Source organism: Micromonospora humi (genome assembly GCF_900090105.1).
Lineage (GTDB): Bacteria > Actinomycetota > Actinomycetes > Mycobacteriales > Micromonosporaceae > Micromonospora > Micromonospora humi.
The window spans coordinates 142720-158712 of sequence record NZ_FMDM01000005.1 but is presented as its reverse complement, the minus strand read 5'-3'; the positions used below and the strand labels follow the sequence as shown (position 1 = coordinate 158712).

The 15993-nt window shown below is 74.4% G+C and carries 16 protein-coding genes; 7 read left to right on the top strand and 9 right to left on the bottom strand.

Annotation, left to right across the window (positions count from 1 at the left end; genetic code table 11):
- Window positions 1-10: 10 nt before the first annotated feature.
- From GA0070213_RS11475 to GA0070213_RS11455, 5 genes are all read right to left on the bottom strand, one after another.
- Window positions 11-694: a maleylpyruvate isomerase N-terminal domain-containing protein gene (locus GA0070213_RS11475; RefSeq protein WP_091061814.1), complete on the bottom strand. Its 684-nt coding sequence runs from the start codon at window positions 692-694 to the stop codon at window positions 11-13.
- Between the two features lie 92 nt (window positions 695-786).
- On the bottom strand, window positions 787-1176 hold the full coding sequence (locus tag GA0070213_RS11470) for a TFIIB-type zinc ribbon-containing protein (protein ID WP_091061811.1): 390 nt from the start codon (window positions 1174-1176) through the stop codon (window positions 787-789).
- A 23-nt stretch (window positions 1177-1199) separates the two neighbouring features.
- Window positions 1200-1832 carry a phosphoribosyltransferase gene (locus tag GA0070213_RS11465; RefSeq protein WP_091061808.1) on the bottom strand — a complete coding sequence of 211 codons (633 nt, stop codon included), beginning with the start codon at window positions 1830-1832 and terminating at the stop codon, window positions 1200-1202.
- Window positions 1829-3187 (bottom strand): glycosyltransferase 87 family protein, encoded by a 1359-nt coding sequence (locus tag GA0070213_RS11460; protein ID WP_091061806.1) that lies wholly within the window; start codon window positions 3185-3187, stop codon window positions 1829-1831. Before GA0070213_RS11460 ends, GA0070213_RS11465 begins: the two co-directional genes overlap by 4 nt.
- 53 nt (window positions 3188-3240) lie before the next feature.
- A complete protein-coding gene (locus GA0070213_RS11455) occupies window positions 3241-5775 on the bottom strand; it encodes a putative bifunctional diguanylate cyclase/phosphodiesterase (RefSeq protein WP_425412815.1) in 2535 nt (844 codons plus the stop codon).
- 617 nt (window positions 5776-6392) lie between these two features.
- On the opposite strand from GA0070213_RS11455, the gene moaC reads away from it, so the two are divergent.
- From moaC to GA0070213_RS11435, 4 genes are read left to right on the top strand one after another with little or no spacing between them, the layout of a single operon-like run.
- Entirely contained in the window at window positions 6393-6884 is a 492-nt protein-coding gene (moaC, locus tag GA0070213_RS11450; RefSeq protein WP_091061800.1) for a cyclic pyranopterin monophosphate synthase MoaC, read from the top strand.
- Window positions 6881-7351 carry a MogA/MoaB family molybdenum cofactor biosynthesis protein gene (locus tag GA0070213_RS11445; protein WP_091061797.1) on the top strand — a complete coding sequence of 157 codons (471 nt, stop codon included), beginning with the start codon at window positions 6881-6883 and terminating at the stop codon, window positions 7349-7351. Before moaC ends, GA0070213_RS11445 begins: the two co-directional genes overlap by 4 nt.
- A gap of 37 nt (window positions 7352-7388) precedes the next feature.
- On the top strand, window positions 7389-8645 hold the full coding sequence (locus GA0070213_RS11440) for a molybdopterin molybdotransferase MoeA (RefSeq protein ID WP_091061794.1): 1257 nt from the start codon (window positions 7389-7391) through the stop codon (window positions 8643-8645).
- Window positions 8642-9073 carry a molybdenum cofactor biosynthesis protein MoaE gene (locus GA0070213_RS11435; RefSeq protein WP_091061791.1) on the top strand — a complete coding sequence of 144 codons (432 nt, stop codon included), beginning with the start codon at window positions 8642-8644 and terminating at the stop codon, window positions 9071-9073. Before GA0070213_RS11440 ends, GA0070213_RS11435 begins: the two co-directional genes overlap by 4 nt.
- Before the next feature lie 13 nt (window positions 9074-9086).
- Here the strand turns inward: GA0070213_RS11435 and GA0070213_RS11430 are convergent, their stop codons facing one another.
- Together GA0070213_RS11430 and GA0070213_RS11425 are read right to left on the bottom strand one after the other, a co-directional pair.
- Entirely contained in the window at window positions 9087-10523 is a 1437-nt protein-coding gene (locus GA0070213_RS11430) for a glycosyltransferase 87 family protein (protein ID WP_091061789.1), read from the bottom strand.
- Between the two features lie 206 nt (window positions 10524-10729).
- A complete protein-coding gene (locus tag GA0070213_RS11425; RefSeq protein ID WP_091061787.1) occupies window positions 10730-11275 on the bottom strand; it encodes a DoxX family protein in 546 nt (181 codons plus the stop codon).
- Between the two features lie 126 nt (window positions 11276-11401).
- Between GA0070213_RS11425 and GA0070213_RS11420 the strand changes: the two genes are divergently transcribed.
- Window positions 11402-11947, top strand: a complete 546-nt coding sequence (locus GA0070213_RS11420) for a GNAT family N-acetyltransferase (RefSeq protein WP_091062384.1) — start codon at window positions 11402-11404, stop codon at window positions 11945-11947.
- Between the two features lie 7 nt (window positions 11948-11954).
- Here the strand turns inward: GA0070213_RS11420 and GA0070213_RS11415 are convergent, their stop codons facing one another.
- The gene (locus GA0070213_RS11415) at window positions 11955-13190 is read right to left on the bottom strand and encodes an ATP-binding protein (RefSeq protein ID WP_091061784.1); all 1236 of its coding nucleotides are present in this window, start codon (window positions 13188-13190) and stop codon (window positions 11955-11957) included.
- Window positions 13191-13324: 134 nt separating this feature from the next.
- Complete coding sequence (locus tag GA0070213_RS11410; RefSeq protein ID WP_091061782.1) at window positions 13325-14173, bottom strand: LppU/SCO3897 family protein; 849 nt, start codon at window positions 14171-14173, stop codon at window positions 13325-13327.
- An 86-nt stretch (window positions 14174-14259) separates the two neighbouring features.
- Here GA0070213_RS11410 and GA0070213_RS11405 point away from each other — a divergent pair, with 86 nt between their 5' ends.
- Together GA0070213_RS11405 and GA0070213_RS11400 are read left to right on the top strand one after the other, a co-directional pair.
- Window positions 14260-15267, top strand: a complete 1008-nt coding sequence (locus GA0070213_RS11405) for an EamA family transporter (RefSeq protein WP_091061780.1) — start codon at window positions 14260-14262, stop codon at window positions 15265-15267.
- 11 nt (window positions 15268-15278) lie between these two features.
- Window positions 15279-15983, top strand: coding sequence for a prepilin peptidase (locus tag GA0070213_RS11400; RefSeq protein ID WP_091061778.1), 705 nt, complete (start codon window positions 15279-15281; stop codon window positions 15981-15983).
- The last annotated feature ends 10 nt before the right edge of the window (window positions 15984-15993 follow it).

Below are 15993 nucleotides of genomic sequence, written 5' to 3'. Positions count from 1 at the left end.
TCAAGGAAGGTCAGCCGAGGAGTGGGAACCAGCCCGCCGCCTCGCCCAGCTCGAACCGGTCCCGGTCGGTCAGCGGCACCCGCCCGGTGGCCTTGAGCAGATACTCGTGGTCGTCCCACCCGGCCGGGCGCACCGCCTCGTCGGGCAGCAGGCCGTCCATCGTGGTCACCGCCACCCGGGTCGGGTCCGCCGCCGGCTGCGGCGCGTCCGGCAGCTCCACCACCAGGTCGAGGTGGTGCACCACCGCCTCGGTGGTCAGGGTGGCGAGCAGATCGGGTACGCGCAGCACGTGCCCCTGGGTGGTCACGTGCCCGTCGGGGTCCGCGGCGGCGGCCGCGCGGGCGGCGGCCGGGGCGGTGTCGGACCAGATCCGGACCAGCCCGGTGGGCCGGTCGAAGGCGGCGGCCGAGCGGCGGGCCCACCACGCGTGCTTCGCGTCAGCCTCGTCGTCGCCGCCGGGGGTGAACGCCCGCCAGTAGCTGACGTCGTCCACGTCGGCCGGACCGGGCACCGGGCTGGCCAGGGCCACGAGCGCGCGCTGGGCGTCGCAGAGCACGTGGAAGAGCAGGTCGGCGACGAGCCAGCCCCGGCAGCGGGTGGCGCGTTGCAGGCCGTCGTCGTCGAGCGGGGTGACGACGGCGGTGATGCCGTCGTACGCCTGGGCCAGCGCCTCGTGCTGCCGGATCGGGCTCATGGGGACAGCCTGCCACTGCGCGCGCCGGTCGGCATGGTGAGGAGGGGGCCCCTCCTATCGCGCAGGCGTTAAGAAGGGGCCCCTCCTTACTTTCAGTCGAACAGTTCGCCGAGGAAGCCGTGCTTCTTCTTCTTGCGGTAGTGACCGTGGTAGCCGTAGTGCTGCTGCTGCCCGTGGCCGTACGCGGGCTGCGCATAGCCGTGGCCGGGCGGCGGCGGGGGCGGGGGCGGGGGGACGGCGCCGTAACCGGGCTGGTGCGGGGCGGCGGGCGGGGGCGGCGGGGGCGGGTAGCCGGCTCCGGCGGGCGCGGCCTGCGGGGCGCCACCGTGCTGGCGGTTCCAGTTCGCCTCGGCGTCGAACAGCTTCTCGAGCTCGCCTCGGTCGAGGAAGATCCCGCGGCATTCGCCGCACTGGTCGATGGTCACTCCACTGCGCTCGTACTGGCGCATCTCTCCACGGCATTTGGGACAGGTGAGCTGCATGACACCGACGGTACCGGGTGATTTCACGCGGTGGCGGTCAGCGCGTGCGTCACCTCGTCGTCGGAGACCTCGTGGAAGTCGTCGTAGTAGGCGCCCACCGCGGCGAAGTCGGGCGGGAGTTGGCCGCTCACCACCGTGTCGGCGGTGGCGGAGAGCATCTCGTACGCCTGCGGGGAGCCGACCGGGACGGCGACCAGCACGCGGGCGGCGCCGAGGTGACGGGCGACCTGGACGGCGGCGCGGGCGGTGGCGCCGGTGGCGAGCCCGTCGTCGACGACCACGGCGGTGCGGCCGGTCAGGTCCAGGGGCGGCCGGCCGTCGCGGTAGCGCTGCTCGCGGCGTTCCAGTTCGGCCTGTTCGCGACGGCGGACCTGGGCGCGGTCGTTCTCGCTGATCCGGTCGGCGACCGCGTCGTTGAGGACCTGTACGCCGCCGGGGCCGAGCGCCCCGTAGGCCACCTCGGGCGCCCACGGCACGCCGAGCTTGCGCACGACCAGCACGTCGAGGGGGGCGTTGAGGCGGTCGGCGACCACCCGGGCGACGGGTACGCCGCCCCGGACCAGACCGAGGACGATGACGTCGGGCCGGCCGGCGAGGTCGGTGAGGCGCTCGGCGAGGTCCCGTCCGGCCTCGGCCCGGTCGCGGTAGGTGGTCATGCCTCAGGTGTACGCCTTTCCGCCGGCTCACGCCGGGCGGTTGGCGGGAATGTCGGCCGGCCGGTGTCCCGGGCCGGGGATTCGGCGAGCGCCAGCGCCGGGGCGAGCAGGAGCAGGGCAGCCGGGTAGAGCAGGTAGCCGAAACGGGTGGAGGGCATCAGCAGGATCGCGGCGAGCAGACCGTACCCGCAGATGGTGGCGGTGGCGGCGGCGGTGCGGGGCGGCCGGCGCAGCAGCCGGACGGCGATCGCCAGGCCGACCGCGACGAGCAGCGCGGCGGCGACCACCCGGCCGGCGGGGAGCGTCTCGGCGATCAGGTGGCCGGGGAACGGGGACTGGGCGGGGCTGGTGACCAGGCCGTGGCCGAGGGGGAAGCGCAGCACGTTCTCGACGAGCGCGTCGGAGTCGACGAGCAGCACCGGGAGCAGGGCGAGGACGGGCAGGCCGAGCGCGCCCAGCGCGGTGCGGGTTCCGGCCCGTCGGGCGGCGGCCCAGCAGATCAGCACGATCGCGACCGGCAGAGCGAAGAGTTTCAGGGTGCCGGCGGCGCCGACGGCGAGGCCGGCGCGGCCGGGCCGGTCGGCGGCGGCGAGTGCGAGGGCGAGCAGGCAGAGCGCGAGTACGGGCAGGTCGTCGCCGCCGGTGGCGAGCGTGAGCGCGGAGACGGGCAGGACGGTGGCGGCTTGGACGGCGCGTAGCAGCGCGCCGCCCCGACGGGGTGAGTCCGGTTCGTCGGTGGTGGAGCGCAGCGTGGTGACCAGGGCGGCGAGGGCGAGCGCGGTGGCCACCGCGAACCAGACGCGGGCGTCGGTCCACCAGACGTCGGTCGCGGCGCGGGGCAGCCCGAACAGCGCCATGCCCGGCTGGTAGGGGGTGTAGCCGAGGAGCTGCTCCCCGGGGGGCAGGGCGGCGATGGCGTCGGGCCCGAGGTAGGGGGTGCCGTGTTCGGCGAGGCGGGTGCCGGCGTGTTCGACCACCACCACCTCCTCCTGTGCGCGGTCGGTGCGTCCGGCGGCCCGTTGGACGCTCTGCAAGACGACCGGCAGCAGCGCGGTGGTGGCCCAGGTGAGGCCGGTGACGGCCCAGCGGGCGGGCACCCCGGCCAGCGGGGTGCCGGGGGCGCGGCGGCGGGCGAGGAGCTGGGTGGCCGCGGCGAGCGTGGCGAGGGCGTACCCGATGGTGGCGACCGCTCCCCAGGCCCGGTGCGGTGGCAGCGTGGAGGTGGCGGCGGTGATCCCGGCGAAGACGGTGGCGGCGGCGTAGAGGGCCAGGTCGAGAGCGAGCCCGCCGGCGGCGGTGTCGAGCGCCGACCAGCGGCGGGTGGCGGGGCTGGCCGGGTCGGCGTGCGCGGTCACGCGGGCCAGTCTGGCAGACCGGGGAGGTGGGCCGGCCCGGTCGGGCCGGGTGGTCAGGGGTGCCGGGCGTCGGTGGCGGCGGGCGGGATGGGGCGGTTGCGGGCGCCGCCGACGCGGCGGCCGGGCAGGCGGATGACCGCGCCGGCGTCGTGCAGTGGCCGGACGAGGGCGCCGGGCCGGCCGCCGGCGCCGCGGTGCAGGGCGGCGAGCAGCGCGCCGGCGGGCAGCGGCCGGGCGAACAGGTGGCCCTGGCCGGCGGCGCAGCCCAGCTCCCAGAGCGCGCGGCGTTGCGGTTCGCTCTCCACCCCCTCGGCGACCACCGTGAGGTCGAGGCTGCGGCCCAGGTCGAGGGTGGAGCGGATGACGGCGGCGGCCTCGGGGGAGGTTTCCATGGCGGTGACGAAACTGCGGTCGATCTTGAGTTCGTGGACCGGGATGCGGGAGAGCAGCGAGAGCGACGAGTAGCCGGTGCCGAAGTCGTCGAGGGCCAGCCGGACCCCGGAGTCACGGAGTCGGCTGAGCACCCGGTCGACCACGTCGAGCTGGCTGAGGGTGAGCGTCTCGGTGAGTTCCAGCACGAGCCGGTCCGGTGGGAGGTCGTGGGCGCGCAGCCGGGCCAGCACGGCGCCGGGGAAGCGGGCGTCGAGGAGGCTGCGGGGTGACACGTTCACCGAGACGGGCAGGTCGAAGCCGGCGTCGTGCCAGGAGCCGGCGGCGATCAGCGCCTGGTCGAGGATGGCTTCGGCGAACGCGGGCAGCAGCCCGGAGCGTTCCACCGCTTCCAGGAAGCGCAGCGGGTCGATCAGCCCGTGGGTGGGGTGGTGCCAGCGGGCCAGCGCCTCGGCGCCGACGACCTGGCCGCTGCCCAGGTCGACGATGGGCTGGAAGTTGACGGTGAACTCGTGGTCGGCGACGGCCCGGGGCAGTTCCCCGCCGAGGGTGAGCCGGTTCAGGTCGGCGGTGTCGCGGGTCGCCGCGTAGGTGGCGGTCCGCTGGCCGGCGCGTTTGGCCTGGTACATCGCCACGTCGGCGCGGCGGAGCAGCTCGGCCATCCCGCCGGTGGCGGGGGCCGCGGCGATACCTCCGCTGGCTTCCACGCTGATCCGCATGCCGTCCAGGTCGAGCGGGTCGTGCAGGGCGGCGAGCAGGGTCTCGGCGCGGTGTGCGGCGACCGCCGGTGCGGGCAGGCCGCGCAGGAGCACGGCGAACTCGTCGCCGCCGAGCCGGGCGACCAGATCGTCAGGGCGGGCCGCGTCGCGCAGTCGCCCGGCGACCTGGATGAGCACCTGGTCGCCGGCGCCGTGCCCGAGCGTGTCGTTGACCTCCTTGAAGTGGTTGAGGTCGATCAGCACCAGGGCGGTGACGCCCTCGGCGTGCCGGGTGGTGAGCTGGGCGGTGCCCTCGTCCAGCAGGTGGCGGCGGTTGGACAGGCCGGTGAGGGCGTCGTGGGTGGCGGCGTAGGCGTGGTCGTCGGCGATGCGGGCGAGTTCGGCGTACGCCTGGGCGTTGCGGACCGCGGTGCACAGGGCGGAGGCGAAGGTACGCAGGGTGTACTGCTCGCGTTCGGAGAGCTCGACCGGCCCGGCGAAGCGGAGCCGCAGCTCGCCGGTGTTCCCGGTGCGGTCGTGTCCTTCCAGCGAGACGGGCACGACCCGGCCGTCCGTCTCGCTGGGCTGCGGCGCGGTCCCGTCGTAGGCGACCCCGGCGGCGCCGCCGCGTACGGTGCGTCCGCCCTCGCGCAGCTCGATCTCCACCTCGTCGGCGGAGAAGAGTTCGGCGGCCTCGGTGACGGCGGTGGTCAGTACCTGGTCGAGATCGACGACGTTGAGCGCGTCGGTGGTGCGGGCGAGTCGTTGCCAGGCCTGCTGCTCGGTACGGGTGCGGATCCGGGTGGAGTAGGCCAGGTGCAGGCTGAGCACCAGGGGCGGCACGGCCAGCAGCAGCCGGGGATCGATCGACAGGATCGCCAGGGTGCAGACGGCGACCACGAACCGCACGACGAAGCCCGCGACGCGCAGGTCGAGATTGGTGAGGAACTGCCGGCGCACCCGGGTGCCGGAGGCGAGCGCGATGACCGGGATGGCGAGCAGGTCGTCGATGACCGCGACGGCCAGGTAGGCGATGCCGAGCGGGGCGAGCATGTCCAGCGGGTGGAGCGGCGGCCACGTCCAGTGCAGGAGCGCGAGGGTGAGACCCGCGCCGAACGCCACCAGGACGTTCTTACCGATGCCGAAGGCGATCTTGATCGGTGACAGTTGGAGTGAGGCGAGCGCGATCCCGACGACGGTGCACAGCACCACCCAGGGCAGTGGGATGACCGCGGCGCCGATGACGATGGCGGTCTCGTTCCAGCTGATGGACTGGGTGGTGGAGCGGATCCGGATGCGCGCCTTCACCAGGGTGCCGACCGCGATCATGAAGGTCAGCATCACCAGGATGGCGACGTCGTAGGCGGAGGTGGGAAGCGCGTCGACGAATGCGCCGGGAAGCGAGGTCAGCACCACGACCGCGGCTGCCATGACGACGAGACCGACCAGCAGCCGTAGCCGCCTGTCGGTCTCGATCTCGCGTCGCTGGGAAGAGTTCACGCCGCTCCCAGGTGCTGCGCCGGCTGTGGCAAGAGCCTACCTCGGACGCCCTGTGATGCTGGTTCAGCTTTCAGTTCCAGTCGGTCCCACGCATGTTCCTGCCTCCTTCGATCATCGGCGCCCGATATTCTCCGGCGCGTCTTCTGACGAAAAAGAGATTAGGTCAGGAACGTGGTGTTTAGAAGGCAAATATGTAACTATATGCAATATGCGCGAATAGGTTGGCTTTTCGCAACTTTCCGTTTGCAGAAGTGTGCGGAGCGCGTCTACTCCTTTCCTTTCCGTGCCGGGTCCATTGCGGACCGCGACCTCCGCCACCTGCTCTGCCGGAGCGCCCCATCAGTCTCACCGCAACCCGGTCACATCTCATCCGCACTTCAGTCGGGTTCGGCTCCGATTCAGGGGACGGTACCGCGAGCCCGGTGGGTGGCGGGCCGACGCAGGGGTGTGGCCCGTCGCCGAGGAGATAGGTCGACCGACCGAGCCGACGCAATTACCTATCGGTGGCAAACGTGGAAACGGTCAGTCGAGTGGCGCTAATTAGACGTGTTCCGTCCGAATTCGGCCGGCGGGCGCGGTGTCGCGCGTCCGTCGTACCCGGCGGATAGGGTCGGACCGTGACCGAACCCGCGCAGCTCACCCACGTCGACCCGGCCGGCGCGGCCCGGATGGTCGACGTCTCCGCCAAGCCGGTCTCCGGCCGGCTGGCGATCGCGGCCGGCCGGCTCCGCACCACCGCCGAGGTGGTCGACCTGCTGCGCCGCGACGGCCTGCCCAAGGGCGACGCGCTCGCGGTCGGGCGGCTCGCCGGCATCATGGGGGCCAAGCGGACCCCGGACCTGATCCCGCTCTGCCACCCCATCGCCCTGCACGGCGTCACGGTCGACCTGCACCTCACCGCCGACGCCGTCGAGATCACCGCCACCGCGCGGACGGCCGACCGCACCGGCGTGGAGATGGAGGCGCTGACCGCGGTGGCCGTCGCCGGGCTCGCCCTGGTCGACATGGTGAAGGCCGTCGACCCGGCCGCGTCGGTGGACGCGGTCCGGGTGCTCCGCAAGTCCGGCGGAAAGACCGGTGAGTGGGTCCGGCCGGAGGACCGACCGTGATCCGCGCCCGGGTGGTCGTGGCCTCCAACCGCGCCGCCGCCGGGGTCTACGAGGACACCAGCGGCCCGCTGCTCGTCGCCGGCCTGCGGGAGTTGGGCTGCACTGTCGACGCGCCGGTGGTGGTGCCCGACGGCGACCCGGTCGGTGACGCCCTGCGCGCCGCCCGGGACGAAGGGGTCGATGTGGTGCTGACCAGCGGCGGCACCGGCGTCACCCCGACCGATCGCACCCCCGAGGTGACCGGCGCGCTGCTCGACTACGAGATCCCGGGCATCGCCGAGGCGATCCGGGCGCACAGCCGCGACGCGGTGCCCACCGCCGCGCTCTCCCGGGGGCGGGCCGGGGTCACCGGCCGGATGCTCGTGGTCAACCTGCCGGGTTCGCGCGGCGGGGCGCGGGACGGGCTGGCCGTGCTCGGGCCGATCCTGCGGCACGCGGTCGACCAGCTTCGCGGCGGCGACCACTGAGCCCGCGGACGCCGTGCGCCGACGTTAGGCTCGCCGGATGAGCACGGAAACCGAAGCCGCCGCGGCCGAGGTGGGCACGCCCCCGCCGGCCGGCTGGGAAGAGGCCCGCTCCCGGGTGTACGCGGTCGGGCTCTCCGCCGCGCTCCCCGCGGTCGCCCGGCCGCTGGCCGACACCGACGGGCACACCCTGGTCGAGCCGCTGACCACGCGCACCGACCTACCGGCGTTCCCCACCTCCAGCGTGGACGGCTGGGCGGTGCGCGGGGCCGGCCCGTGGCGGGTGGTCGGCCGGGTGCTCGCCGGGCACACCGCCTCACCGCTGGCGGCCGACGGCACCACCGTCGAGATCGCCACGGGTGCGATGGTCCCCGCCGGCACGACCGCGATCCTGCGGATCGAGGAGTCGACCCGGGCGGCGGACGGCCGGGTGGCCGGCACGCCACGGTCGCAGCCGGAGTGGCGCGAGCCCGGCGAGGAGGCGCACCTCGGTGAGGAGTTGCTGCCCGCCGGCACGCCGGTGGACCCGGCGGTGATCGGCCTGGCCGCCTCCTGCGGGCACGACACCCTGCGGGTCCGCCGCGCGCCCCGGGCCGCGCTGCTGGTCTTCGGCGACGAACTGCTCACCTCGGGCGAGCCCGGCGCCGGCCGGGTGCGTGACGCGCTCGGCCCCTCGGTGCCGGCCTGGCTGCGCCGCTACGGCTGCCAGGTGCGGGCCGGCGACGTGGTCGGGCCGGTCGCCGACACCCTGCCCGCGCACGTCGCGGCGCTGCGCGGCGCGCTCACCAACGCCGACCTGGTCTGCACCACCGGCGGCACCATGCACGGTCCGGTCGACCACCTGCACCCGACGCTGGAGGCGCTCGGCGCCGACTACGTGGTCAACACCGTGGCGGTGCGCCCCGGCTTCCCGATGCTGCTCGCCCGGCTGGTCGACGGCGACGGCCGGGTGCGCTTCGTGGCCGGCCTGCCGGGCAACCCGCAGTCCGCGGTGGTGGCCATGGTCTCCCTGGTCGCCCCGCTGCTGGCCGGTCTCACCGGCCGGCCGATGCCGGTGCTGCCGCAGGTCACCCTGGCCGAGCCGGTTCCGGGTCGCGGCGATCACACCCACCTCGCGCTGGCCCGCTGGGACCGGGTCGCCGGCACCGCGCACCCGGTTCGGCACGTCGGCTCGGCGATGCTCCGTGGCCTGGCCGGCGCGGACGGCTTCGCGGTGATCCGTCCCGGCACCAGCGGCGCGGCGGGCGACCGGGTGCCGCTCGTACCCCTGCCCCTTGTTCCGGGAGAGCGTCAATGACCATCGAAACGCGTGTGGCGCTCGGCGCGGTCACCGACCGGCCGCTCGACCTGGCCGCGCACGAGGCGGCGGTCGCCGACCGCCGGGCCGGCGCGGTGGTCTCCTTCCAGGGCGTGGTCCGCGACCACGACCACGGGCGGGCGGTCACCCGGCTGGAATACGAGGGCCACCCCAGCGCCGAGACGGTGCTGCGCGAGGTCGCGGCCGAGATCGCCGCCGACCCGGCGGTCCACGCGGTGGCGGTGTCGCACCGGATCGGCCCGCTGGAGATCGGCGACGTGGCGCTGGTCGCGGCGGTCAGCACCGCGCACCGGGCGGCGGGGTTCGCGGCCTGCGCGCGGCTGGTCGACGAGGTCAAGGCGCGGCTGCCGATCTGGAAGCGGCAGGTCTTCGACGACGGCACCGAGGAGTGGGTGAACTGCCCCTGAGTGGGGCCGCCGCTCAGCGGCGGCCGGCGAGCTGGGCGGTGCGGGCCAGCCGGTCGGAATAGAACGCCGGTTCGGCGCCGGGCCGCCAGGGCAGCGCGGCGACCAGCACGATCAGCGCGATGGCCAGGGAGTTCTCCATCAGCGCGCCGAACAGGCCGTCCTGGTAGTGGGACACCTCGGGGAGTTGGTGCTCGTACGGCCAGATCGGTGAGATCAGGAACAGCAGATAGAGCCCCAGCGCGCCGGCCGCGTGCCGGAACCCGGTCAGCGTGGGATACCAGATCGGCGGCCGCAACGTGGGCACGCCGTTCGTCGCGGGCGACACGGCGCCGCGCAGCGGCAGGCCCCGACTGGCGTCGCGGCGGCGCACCGCGGCGTCGGCCAGCACCACGATCGCCGGGATCACCCAGACCAGGTGGTGCGACCAGGAGATCGGGCTGATCACGTTGGCGGTGAGCCCGACCAGCGTGAACGCGGTCAGCTCGTCGCCGTCGGCGCGGGCGCTGATCGCCCGGGACAGGCCCAGCGCCAGCACCAGCACCGAGAAGGCGAGCCAGAGCAGCCCGGGCGTCTCGATCGAGTCGTAGAGCCGGGCCAGCAGGCCGGCGAGGGACTGGTTGGCGGTCATGTCGGCAGCACCGACCCGCTCGGTCTGCCACAGCACGTCGGTGAAGTAGGTGCGGGACTCCGCGCCGACCACGCCGAACGTCGCGAGCGTGACGCCGGCCGCGGTGGCGACCGCGATCCACGCGGCACGCCACTGCCGGGTGAGCATCAGGTAGCCCACGAACAGCGCCGGGGTGAGCTTCACGGCGGTGGCGAGCCCGATGCCGACCCCCGCCCAGGCGCCGCTGTAGAGGAAGCGGGCCAGCGGCGTCTCGGCGGTCTCGTGGTGGGTGCCGCGCTTGGCCCGCCAGCGCAGACCGACGAGGTCCATCATGATCAACGCGAAGAGCAGCAGGTTGACCTGGCCGTAACCGAGCGTCTCCCGGGACGGCTCGATCGCCACGGCGAGCGGGGTGGCGATGCCGACGGTGAACCAGAGCGACCAGCCGAGCCGGTCCACGATCGGGCGCAGCAACGCCGCCAGCACCACGGCGAGCGCGCCGATGCTGGCCAGTGCGTTGACGAAGCCGGCACCGTCCACCGGCAGCCAGGACATGGGCAGCATGACCAGGCCGGCGAAGGGTGGGTAGGTGAAGCCGAGGGTCGTCGAGGGGGCGACGAAGTCGTACAGCTCGTTGCCGCTCGCCCACCACACCACGGCGCCGTGGTAGATCTTCATGTCGAAGAAGTTGTACGGCCGGCCGAAGGCGCCGACGGCGAGCCAGGCCGCGTACGACACGGCGGCCACGATGCCGATGCGCACCGCGATCCGTTGGTCGACCCCGAGGACGACGCGGGGGGTCGGGGCGAGGCGGTTGGTCCGTCTACCGACTGTCGTCGGCATGGCGTGGCCACCCCCGTACCAAGGTCGTCGTGCCCGTCCAGGTCCAGAACGGAGCCTAGAACGGCGCCTCACGATGCTGCCTCCCGCGTTACGCGACCGTGTCCGATCCCACACGTGTTTGCGACATTTCCGCCGCGTTAACGGGTCTCGGACGGTTCAGGTGATTGGTGCCTTGCGGGGGGGTGGTGGGCCGTGCAGGTTGGTGGTCAGCCGGGCATTCGGCGCGCGGTCGCCGCGGAGCGTACGGCGATCTTCGCCTCCCGGCGGGCGGTGCGGACCGCGCGCTTGACCGACCGGCGGGAGTGGTCGATCCGGTGGCCCGCGCGCCAGCGCATCCCCGGCCTGCCCTCGGTGTCGGCGGCGGCGAGGAGGAGCCCGCCGAGCAGGCCGAGGTTCTTCAGGAAGTGGATCTGGTTGTTGTTGCGCGCGGCCGGGTCGTCGTTGTTCCAGAAGGGATGCCCGGCGGCGGTCGTCGGCACCAGGGTGGCGGCGAGCACGAGCGCGGCCGGACGGCTGAACCGGCCGGTGGCCAACATCAGGCCGCCGACCAACTGCGTCGCGGCGTTGGCCCGGATCAGCGTCTCGGTGTCGGTCGGGATGCGCGGGTGCAGGTTCTGGATCAGCGGGGTGACCCGGTCGGTGACCGGCTTCGCGGCGGGCACCAGCCGTTCCGGGTTGCGCAGGTTGCGGGCACCGCTGACCACGAAGATGCCGCTCAACATGGTTCGAGCGAGGGAGCGCACGGGCTTCATGCTTCCAGTCATACCCCGTCCCCGGGCCTGTCACCCCTGCAACACACGAAAGGTATCGACGTCCGTCCGGTATCGATTTCAGCGACCGTCGCGGATGGACCGGCCGTGTTCGGTAAGGTCGCGCGGGTGACGACGCTGCGACTTCGCCCGGAGGACCCGGCCGACGAGGCACCGGTGGCCCGGGTGCTCGCCGCCGCGTTCGCCCGACCCGACGTTGCCGCCCCACCGGAGGTGGGCCTGGTCGAGGAGTTGCGGCACAGCGCCGCGTGGATCCCCGAGCTGGCCATGGTCGCCGAGTACGGCGGCGAGGTGGTCGGCTTCGCCCTGCTCAGCCGGGTGCGGGTACGCACCGACGGCGGCGGCTGGCCGGCGCTGGTGCTCGGGCCGGTGGCGGTGGCCCCGCACCGGCAGCGCGTCGGGCACGGCGCCGCAGTGGTGCAGGCGGCGCTCGACGCCGCCACCGAGCTGGGCGAGCGGCTGGTGGTGGTGCTGGGCGACCCGGCGTACTACCGGCGGTTCGGCTTCGGGCCGGCGGACCGGTTGGGGCTGACCAGCCCCTGGTCCGGGCTGGGGGAGCCGTGGCAGGCGCTGGTGCTGCCGCCGTCCACCGGCGAGGAGCCGCCGCCCCCGGCCGGCGAGGTGGTCTTCCCGCCGCCCTGGTCGCGGGTCTGACCGACGCTCAGGCCGGCTGGGTACGCAGGTAGCGGCCGAAGTGCGGCACGGTGAACGCGACCGTCCCCCGCTCACCGGAGTAGATCAGGCCCTTCTTGATCAACGCGTCCCGGGCCGGGGAGAGGCTGGCCGGCTTGCGCCCGAGCGCCCGCGCGATCTCGGCGGTGGGCACCGCGGCGTCCATGTCGTCCCGCGCGCCCTCCTCGCCGTCCACCAGCGCCAACGTGGCCATGGCCCGCATGTATTCGCGTTCGGCGGGGGTGGCCCGCTCGAACCGGGAGCCGAAGAAGCCCACCGCCAGTTCCGCCTCCGCCTCCGGCGCGGCGACCCGGACGTCCGCCGCCGTGATCGGCGAGCGGGGCGCATGGTCCCAGGTGGCCTTCCCGTACGCCTGGACGAAGTAGGGGTAGCCGCCGGACTTCTCGTAGAGCAGGTCGAGCGCCTTCTGCTCGTACTCGACCTCCTCCCGCTCGGCCGGCGCGCAGAGCGCCTGGTCGGCGGCGATCCGGTCCAGCCGGTCGATCCGCTGGTAGCGGTAGAGCCGCTCGGAGTACGACTTGGCGGCGCTGAGCACGGCCGGCAGGTGCGGCAGTCCGGCGCCGACCACGATCAGCGGCGCGCCGAGCTGGGACAGCTCGTGGCACGCGGCGCAGAGCGCGGAGACGTCCTCGGCGCCGACGTCCTGCATCTCGTCGATGAAGACGGCGATGCCGGTGCCCACGTCGGTGGCGACCGTCGCCGCGTCGCTGAGCAGCTCGACCAGGTCGATCTCGATGTCGCCGGAGTCGGCCCGGCCGCTGGTGGCCGGCACGTCGATGCCGGGCTGCCACCGGTCCCGCAGCTTCGGTGCCGTGCCGCCCCGGCCGGTCGGCGCGGAGCGCTGCGCGAACGCCTTGAGCACGCCGAGGAAGGCGTCGATGCGGTCCGGCGCGCGGTGGCGCGGGGCCAGCTCCCGGACCGCCATGTGCAACGCGGCGGCGATCGGCCGGCGCAGCGACTGGTCCGGCCGGGCCTCGATCTTGCCGGTGCCCCAGAGGTGGTTGATCGCCTCCGAGCGCAGCGTGTTGAGCAGGACCGTCTTGCCCACCCCGCGCAGCCCGGTGAGCATCAGGCTGCGTTCGGGCCGGCCGCGCGCGATGCGCTCCAGCACCACGTCGAAGACGTCCAGCTCCCGCCCCCGCCCGGCGAGTTCGGGCGGGCGCTGGCCGGCGCCGGGGGCGTACGGGTTGCGGACGGGATCCACGAATCGCACAGTATCGGCTCGTCTAGCGGCCAGGCTAGACGTGCGTAGAGGTGGCTACCGCGTGTCGGCGTCGAGACGAAACTAGGGCTGTCTAGCGTGGATGCTAGACAGCCCTAGTTTCGGCTACCGACGTCTCACCGCCGTTTCAGGCAGAGCACGAAGTCGAGCGTGTCCAGCTCGCTGTCGAAGAAGTACCAGTCGGTGTAGCCGGCCACCTTGCCGCACTTCGCCTCGGCATCCTTCTTGCCGCTGGTCGCGCCGTCGACCCGGCGCAGCACCTCGTACGTCTTCGGCGCGCAGTCGGCGATCACCAACTTCGGCTGGCCGCTGCCGCCCTGGTTGGCCACACACTGCCCCGCCTTGACGAAACGCGGGTCGGTGGACGAGGCCGGGGCCGCCGCCGTGGGCGTCGCCTCCGCCGCCTCGCTCGGCGCCGTCGCCGTCGGGTCCGCGGCCGGCGCGGTGGCGGCCGTCGTCCCGGCCGTAGGGCTCTCCTCGTCCCGGCCGAGCAGCCAGTATGCCCCGGCGCCACCCAGCAGCAGCACGGCCAGCACGATCACCACCACCAGTAGCGGGCCCCGCCCCCGCTTCGGTGGCGTCGGCTCGTCGTAGGGCGCCGGCCCGGCGAGGTACGGCGGCGGACCGCCCGCATACGGCGGCTGACCCCCGGCGTACGGCGGGTACTGCTGCTGTCCGGCGTCGTACCCGGGCGGCCCCGCCTGGTAGGGCGGCTGCCCGGCGTCGTACGCCGGTTGTCCGGGCGCGTACCCGGGTCCGGCCGGGTAGCCCTGCTGCGGCGGGGCGTCGGTCCACTCCGGCGCCGGCCCGTACTGCTGGGGCGGCCCGTACTGCTGCGGCGGCCCGCCGTACTGCGGTCCGCCGGGCGCCGGGCCGTGGTGCGGGTCGGGGGCGTAGCCGTCGTCCGGGCGGCGCGCTCCCCACGGCTCGGGTGCGCCGCCGCCCGGTGGTCCGAAGTTCGACATGAACGCCTCCTGGGTACGCCAGTGCTGAGAGGCCGGCCACCGAAGGGGCGACGCCGACGCCGTGGTCACCGTAGCGTGGTCCACCGATGAGCTCACGCCCCACGAGTGCGACGGACGCCACCGGATCCCCTGCGCCGCCGGCCCGTACCGCCCTGATCTGGACCGCCCTGGCCCTGGTCTACCTGTTCTGGGGCTCGACCTACCTGGGCATCCGGGTCGCTGTCGAGTCCCTGCCGCCGCTCACCTCCGCCGCGATGCGGTTCGCCGCCGCCGCGGCGGTGCTCGCGCTGGTGCTGCGGCTGCGGCGCGGGCCCGGTTCGCTGCGCGTGCCGCCCCGACGCCTCGGCTCGGCGGCGCTCGTCGGCGTGCTGCTGCTGGCCGGCGGCAACGGGCTGGTGGTGGTCGCCGAGTCCGGCCCACCCGGCGACGCGGTGCCCTCCGGCGTCGCCGCGCTGCTGGTCGCCACCGTTCCGCTCCTGGTGGTGGTGCTCCGCACCGTGGGCGGGGACCGGCCCCGGCCATGGACCTTCGCCGGGGTGGCGCTCGGCTTCGTCGGTCTCGTCCTGCTCGTGCTGCCCCGCGACGGCGTGGGCGGGGTGCCGCTGGCCGGCGCGCTGACCGTCGTCGCGGGCGCGGTCAGCTGGTCGGTCGGGTCCTACCTGTCCGGCCGGATCCGGATGCCGGCCGATCCGTTCGTGGCGACCGTCTACGAGATGGTGGCCGGCGCGGTGGCGCTCACCGTGATCGCGGCCGTCCGGGGCGAGCTGCGCCACTTCGATCCCGCCGAGGTGACCGGACGGTCCTGGGTGGCACTGGCGTACCTGATGGTGGCCGGTTCACTCGTCGCCTTCACCGCGTACGTCTGGTTGCTCGCCCACGCGCCGATCTCCCTGGTCTCCACCTACGCGTACGTGAACCCGGCGGTCGCGGTGGCGCTCGGCGCCCTGCTCGTCGCCGAGCCGGTCACCGCGCAGGTGCTGCTCGGCGGCGCGGTGATCGTGGCCGGCGTGGCGGTGGTGGTGAGCACCGAACGCCCGCGCCGGACCGCGCCGTCAGCCGGGAACGGGGCGGTCCGGGGACCGGCCGGGCGGTAGCGTCCCGGCCCGTGTCGACGGTGTCGGTGGCGGGGGCGGCGCTCCTCGGCGCGCTGGCCGGCCTGGTCGCGGTGCCGCTCGGCCGGCGCCTCGTCGGCGGGCCTCGCCACCGCGCCTCGGTGCCGTCCGGCGATGCCCTCGGCCTGTCTCCCGGCGGCGCTGGTGCCGGGGTCGGCCCGGCGACGTTCCGGGGCGGCATGGCCGTGGCCGGAGCCGTGGTGTTCGGCGGGCTGGCCGGCACGCACGGCGCCGACCCCGCGCTGCCGGTCCTCCTGCTGATCGCGACGGCCGGCCTGGTGCTCGCGGTCACCGACCTGATCGCGCTGCGACTGCCCGATCCGCTGGTCGGCGCGGTGGCGCTCGGCGGGCTCGGCCTGGTCGGCGCGGCCCTGGTCACCGGCGAACCGGGCCGCGCGGCGACCGCCCTGTCCGGCGCCGGCCTGTCCCTGGTCGGATATCTGCTGCTCGCGCTGCTGCCGGGCGCCCGGCTCGGCTTCGGCGACGTGAAGCTCGCCGCCGCCCTCGGTTTCCCGCTGGGTTGGCTCGGCTGGCCGGCGCTCCGACTCGGGCTGCTCCTCCCGCACGTGCTCGCCGGGACGCTGGTGCTCGTGTTGCTCGCCGCCGGCCGGATCCGCCGGGACACCCCGCTGCCGTTCGGCCCGGCGATCCTCACCGGCGCCTGGCTCGCCGCCGTGCTCACCTGGCCGCGGTGGTGAGAAGGGGCCC

Coding starts and splice junctions, on each gene's coding strand:
- GA0070213_RS11435 (WP_091061791.1), top strand. CDS start 8,642: ATGACCATCGAAACGCGTGTGGCGCTCGGCGCGGTCACCGACCGGCCG.
- GA0070213_RS11470 (WP_091061811.1), bottom strand. CDS start 1,176: ATGCAGCTCACCTGTCCCAAATGCCGTGGAGAGATGCGCCAGTACGAG.
- GA0070213_RS11430 (WP_091061789.1), bottom strand. CDS start 10,523: ATGCCGACGACAGTCGGTAGACGGACCAACCGCCTCGCCCCGACCCCC.
- GA0070213_RS11440 (WP_091061794.1), top strand. CDS start 7,389: ATGAGCACGGAAACCGAAGCCGCCGCGGCCGAGGTGGGCACGCCCCCG.
- GA0070213_RS11465 (WP_091061808.1), bottom strand. CDS start 1,832: ATGACCACCTACCGCGACCGGGCCGAGGCCGGACGGGACCTCGCCGAG.
- GA0070213_RS11410 (WP_091061782.1), bottom strand. CDS start 14,173: ATGTCGAACTTCGGACCACCGGGCGGCGGCGCACCCGAGCCGTGGGGA.
- GA0070213_RS11425 (WP_091061787.1), bottom strand. CDS start 11,275: ATGAAGCCCGTGCGCTCCCTCGCTCGAACCATGTTGAGCGGCATCTTC.
- GA0070213_RS11405 (WP_091061780.1), top strand. CDS start 14,260: ATGAGCTCACGCCCCACGAGTGCGACGGACGCCACCGGATCCCCTGCG.
- GA0070213_RS11475 (WP_091061814.1), bottom strand. CDS start 694: ATGAGCCCGATCCGGCAGCACGAGGCGCTGGCCCAGGCGTACGACGGC.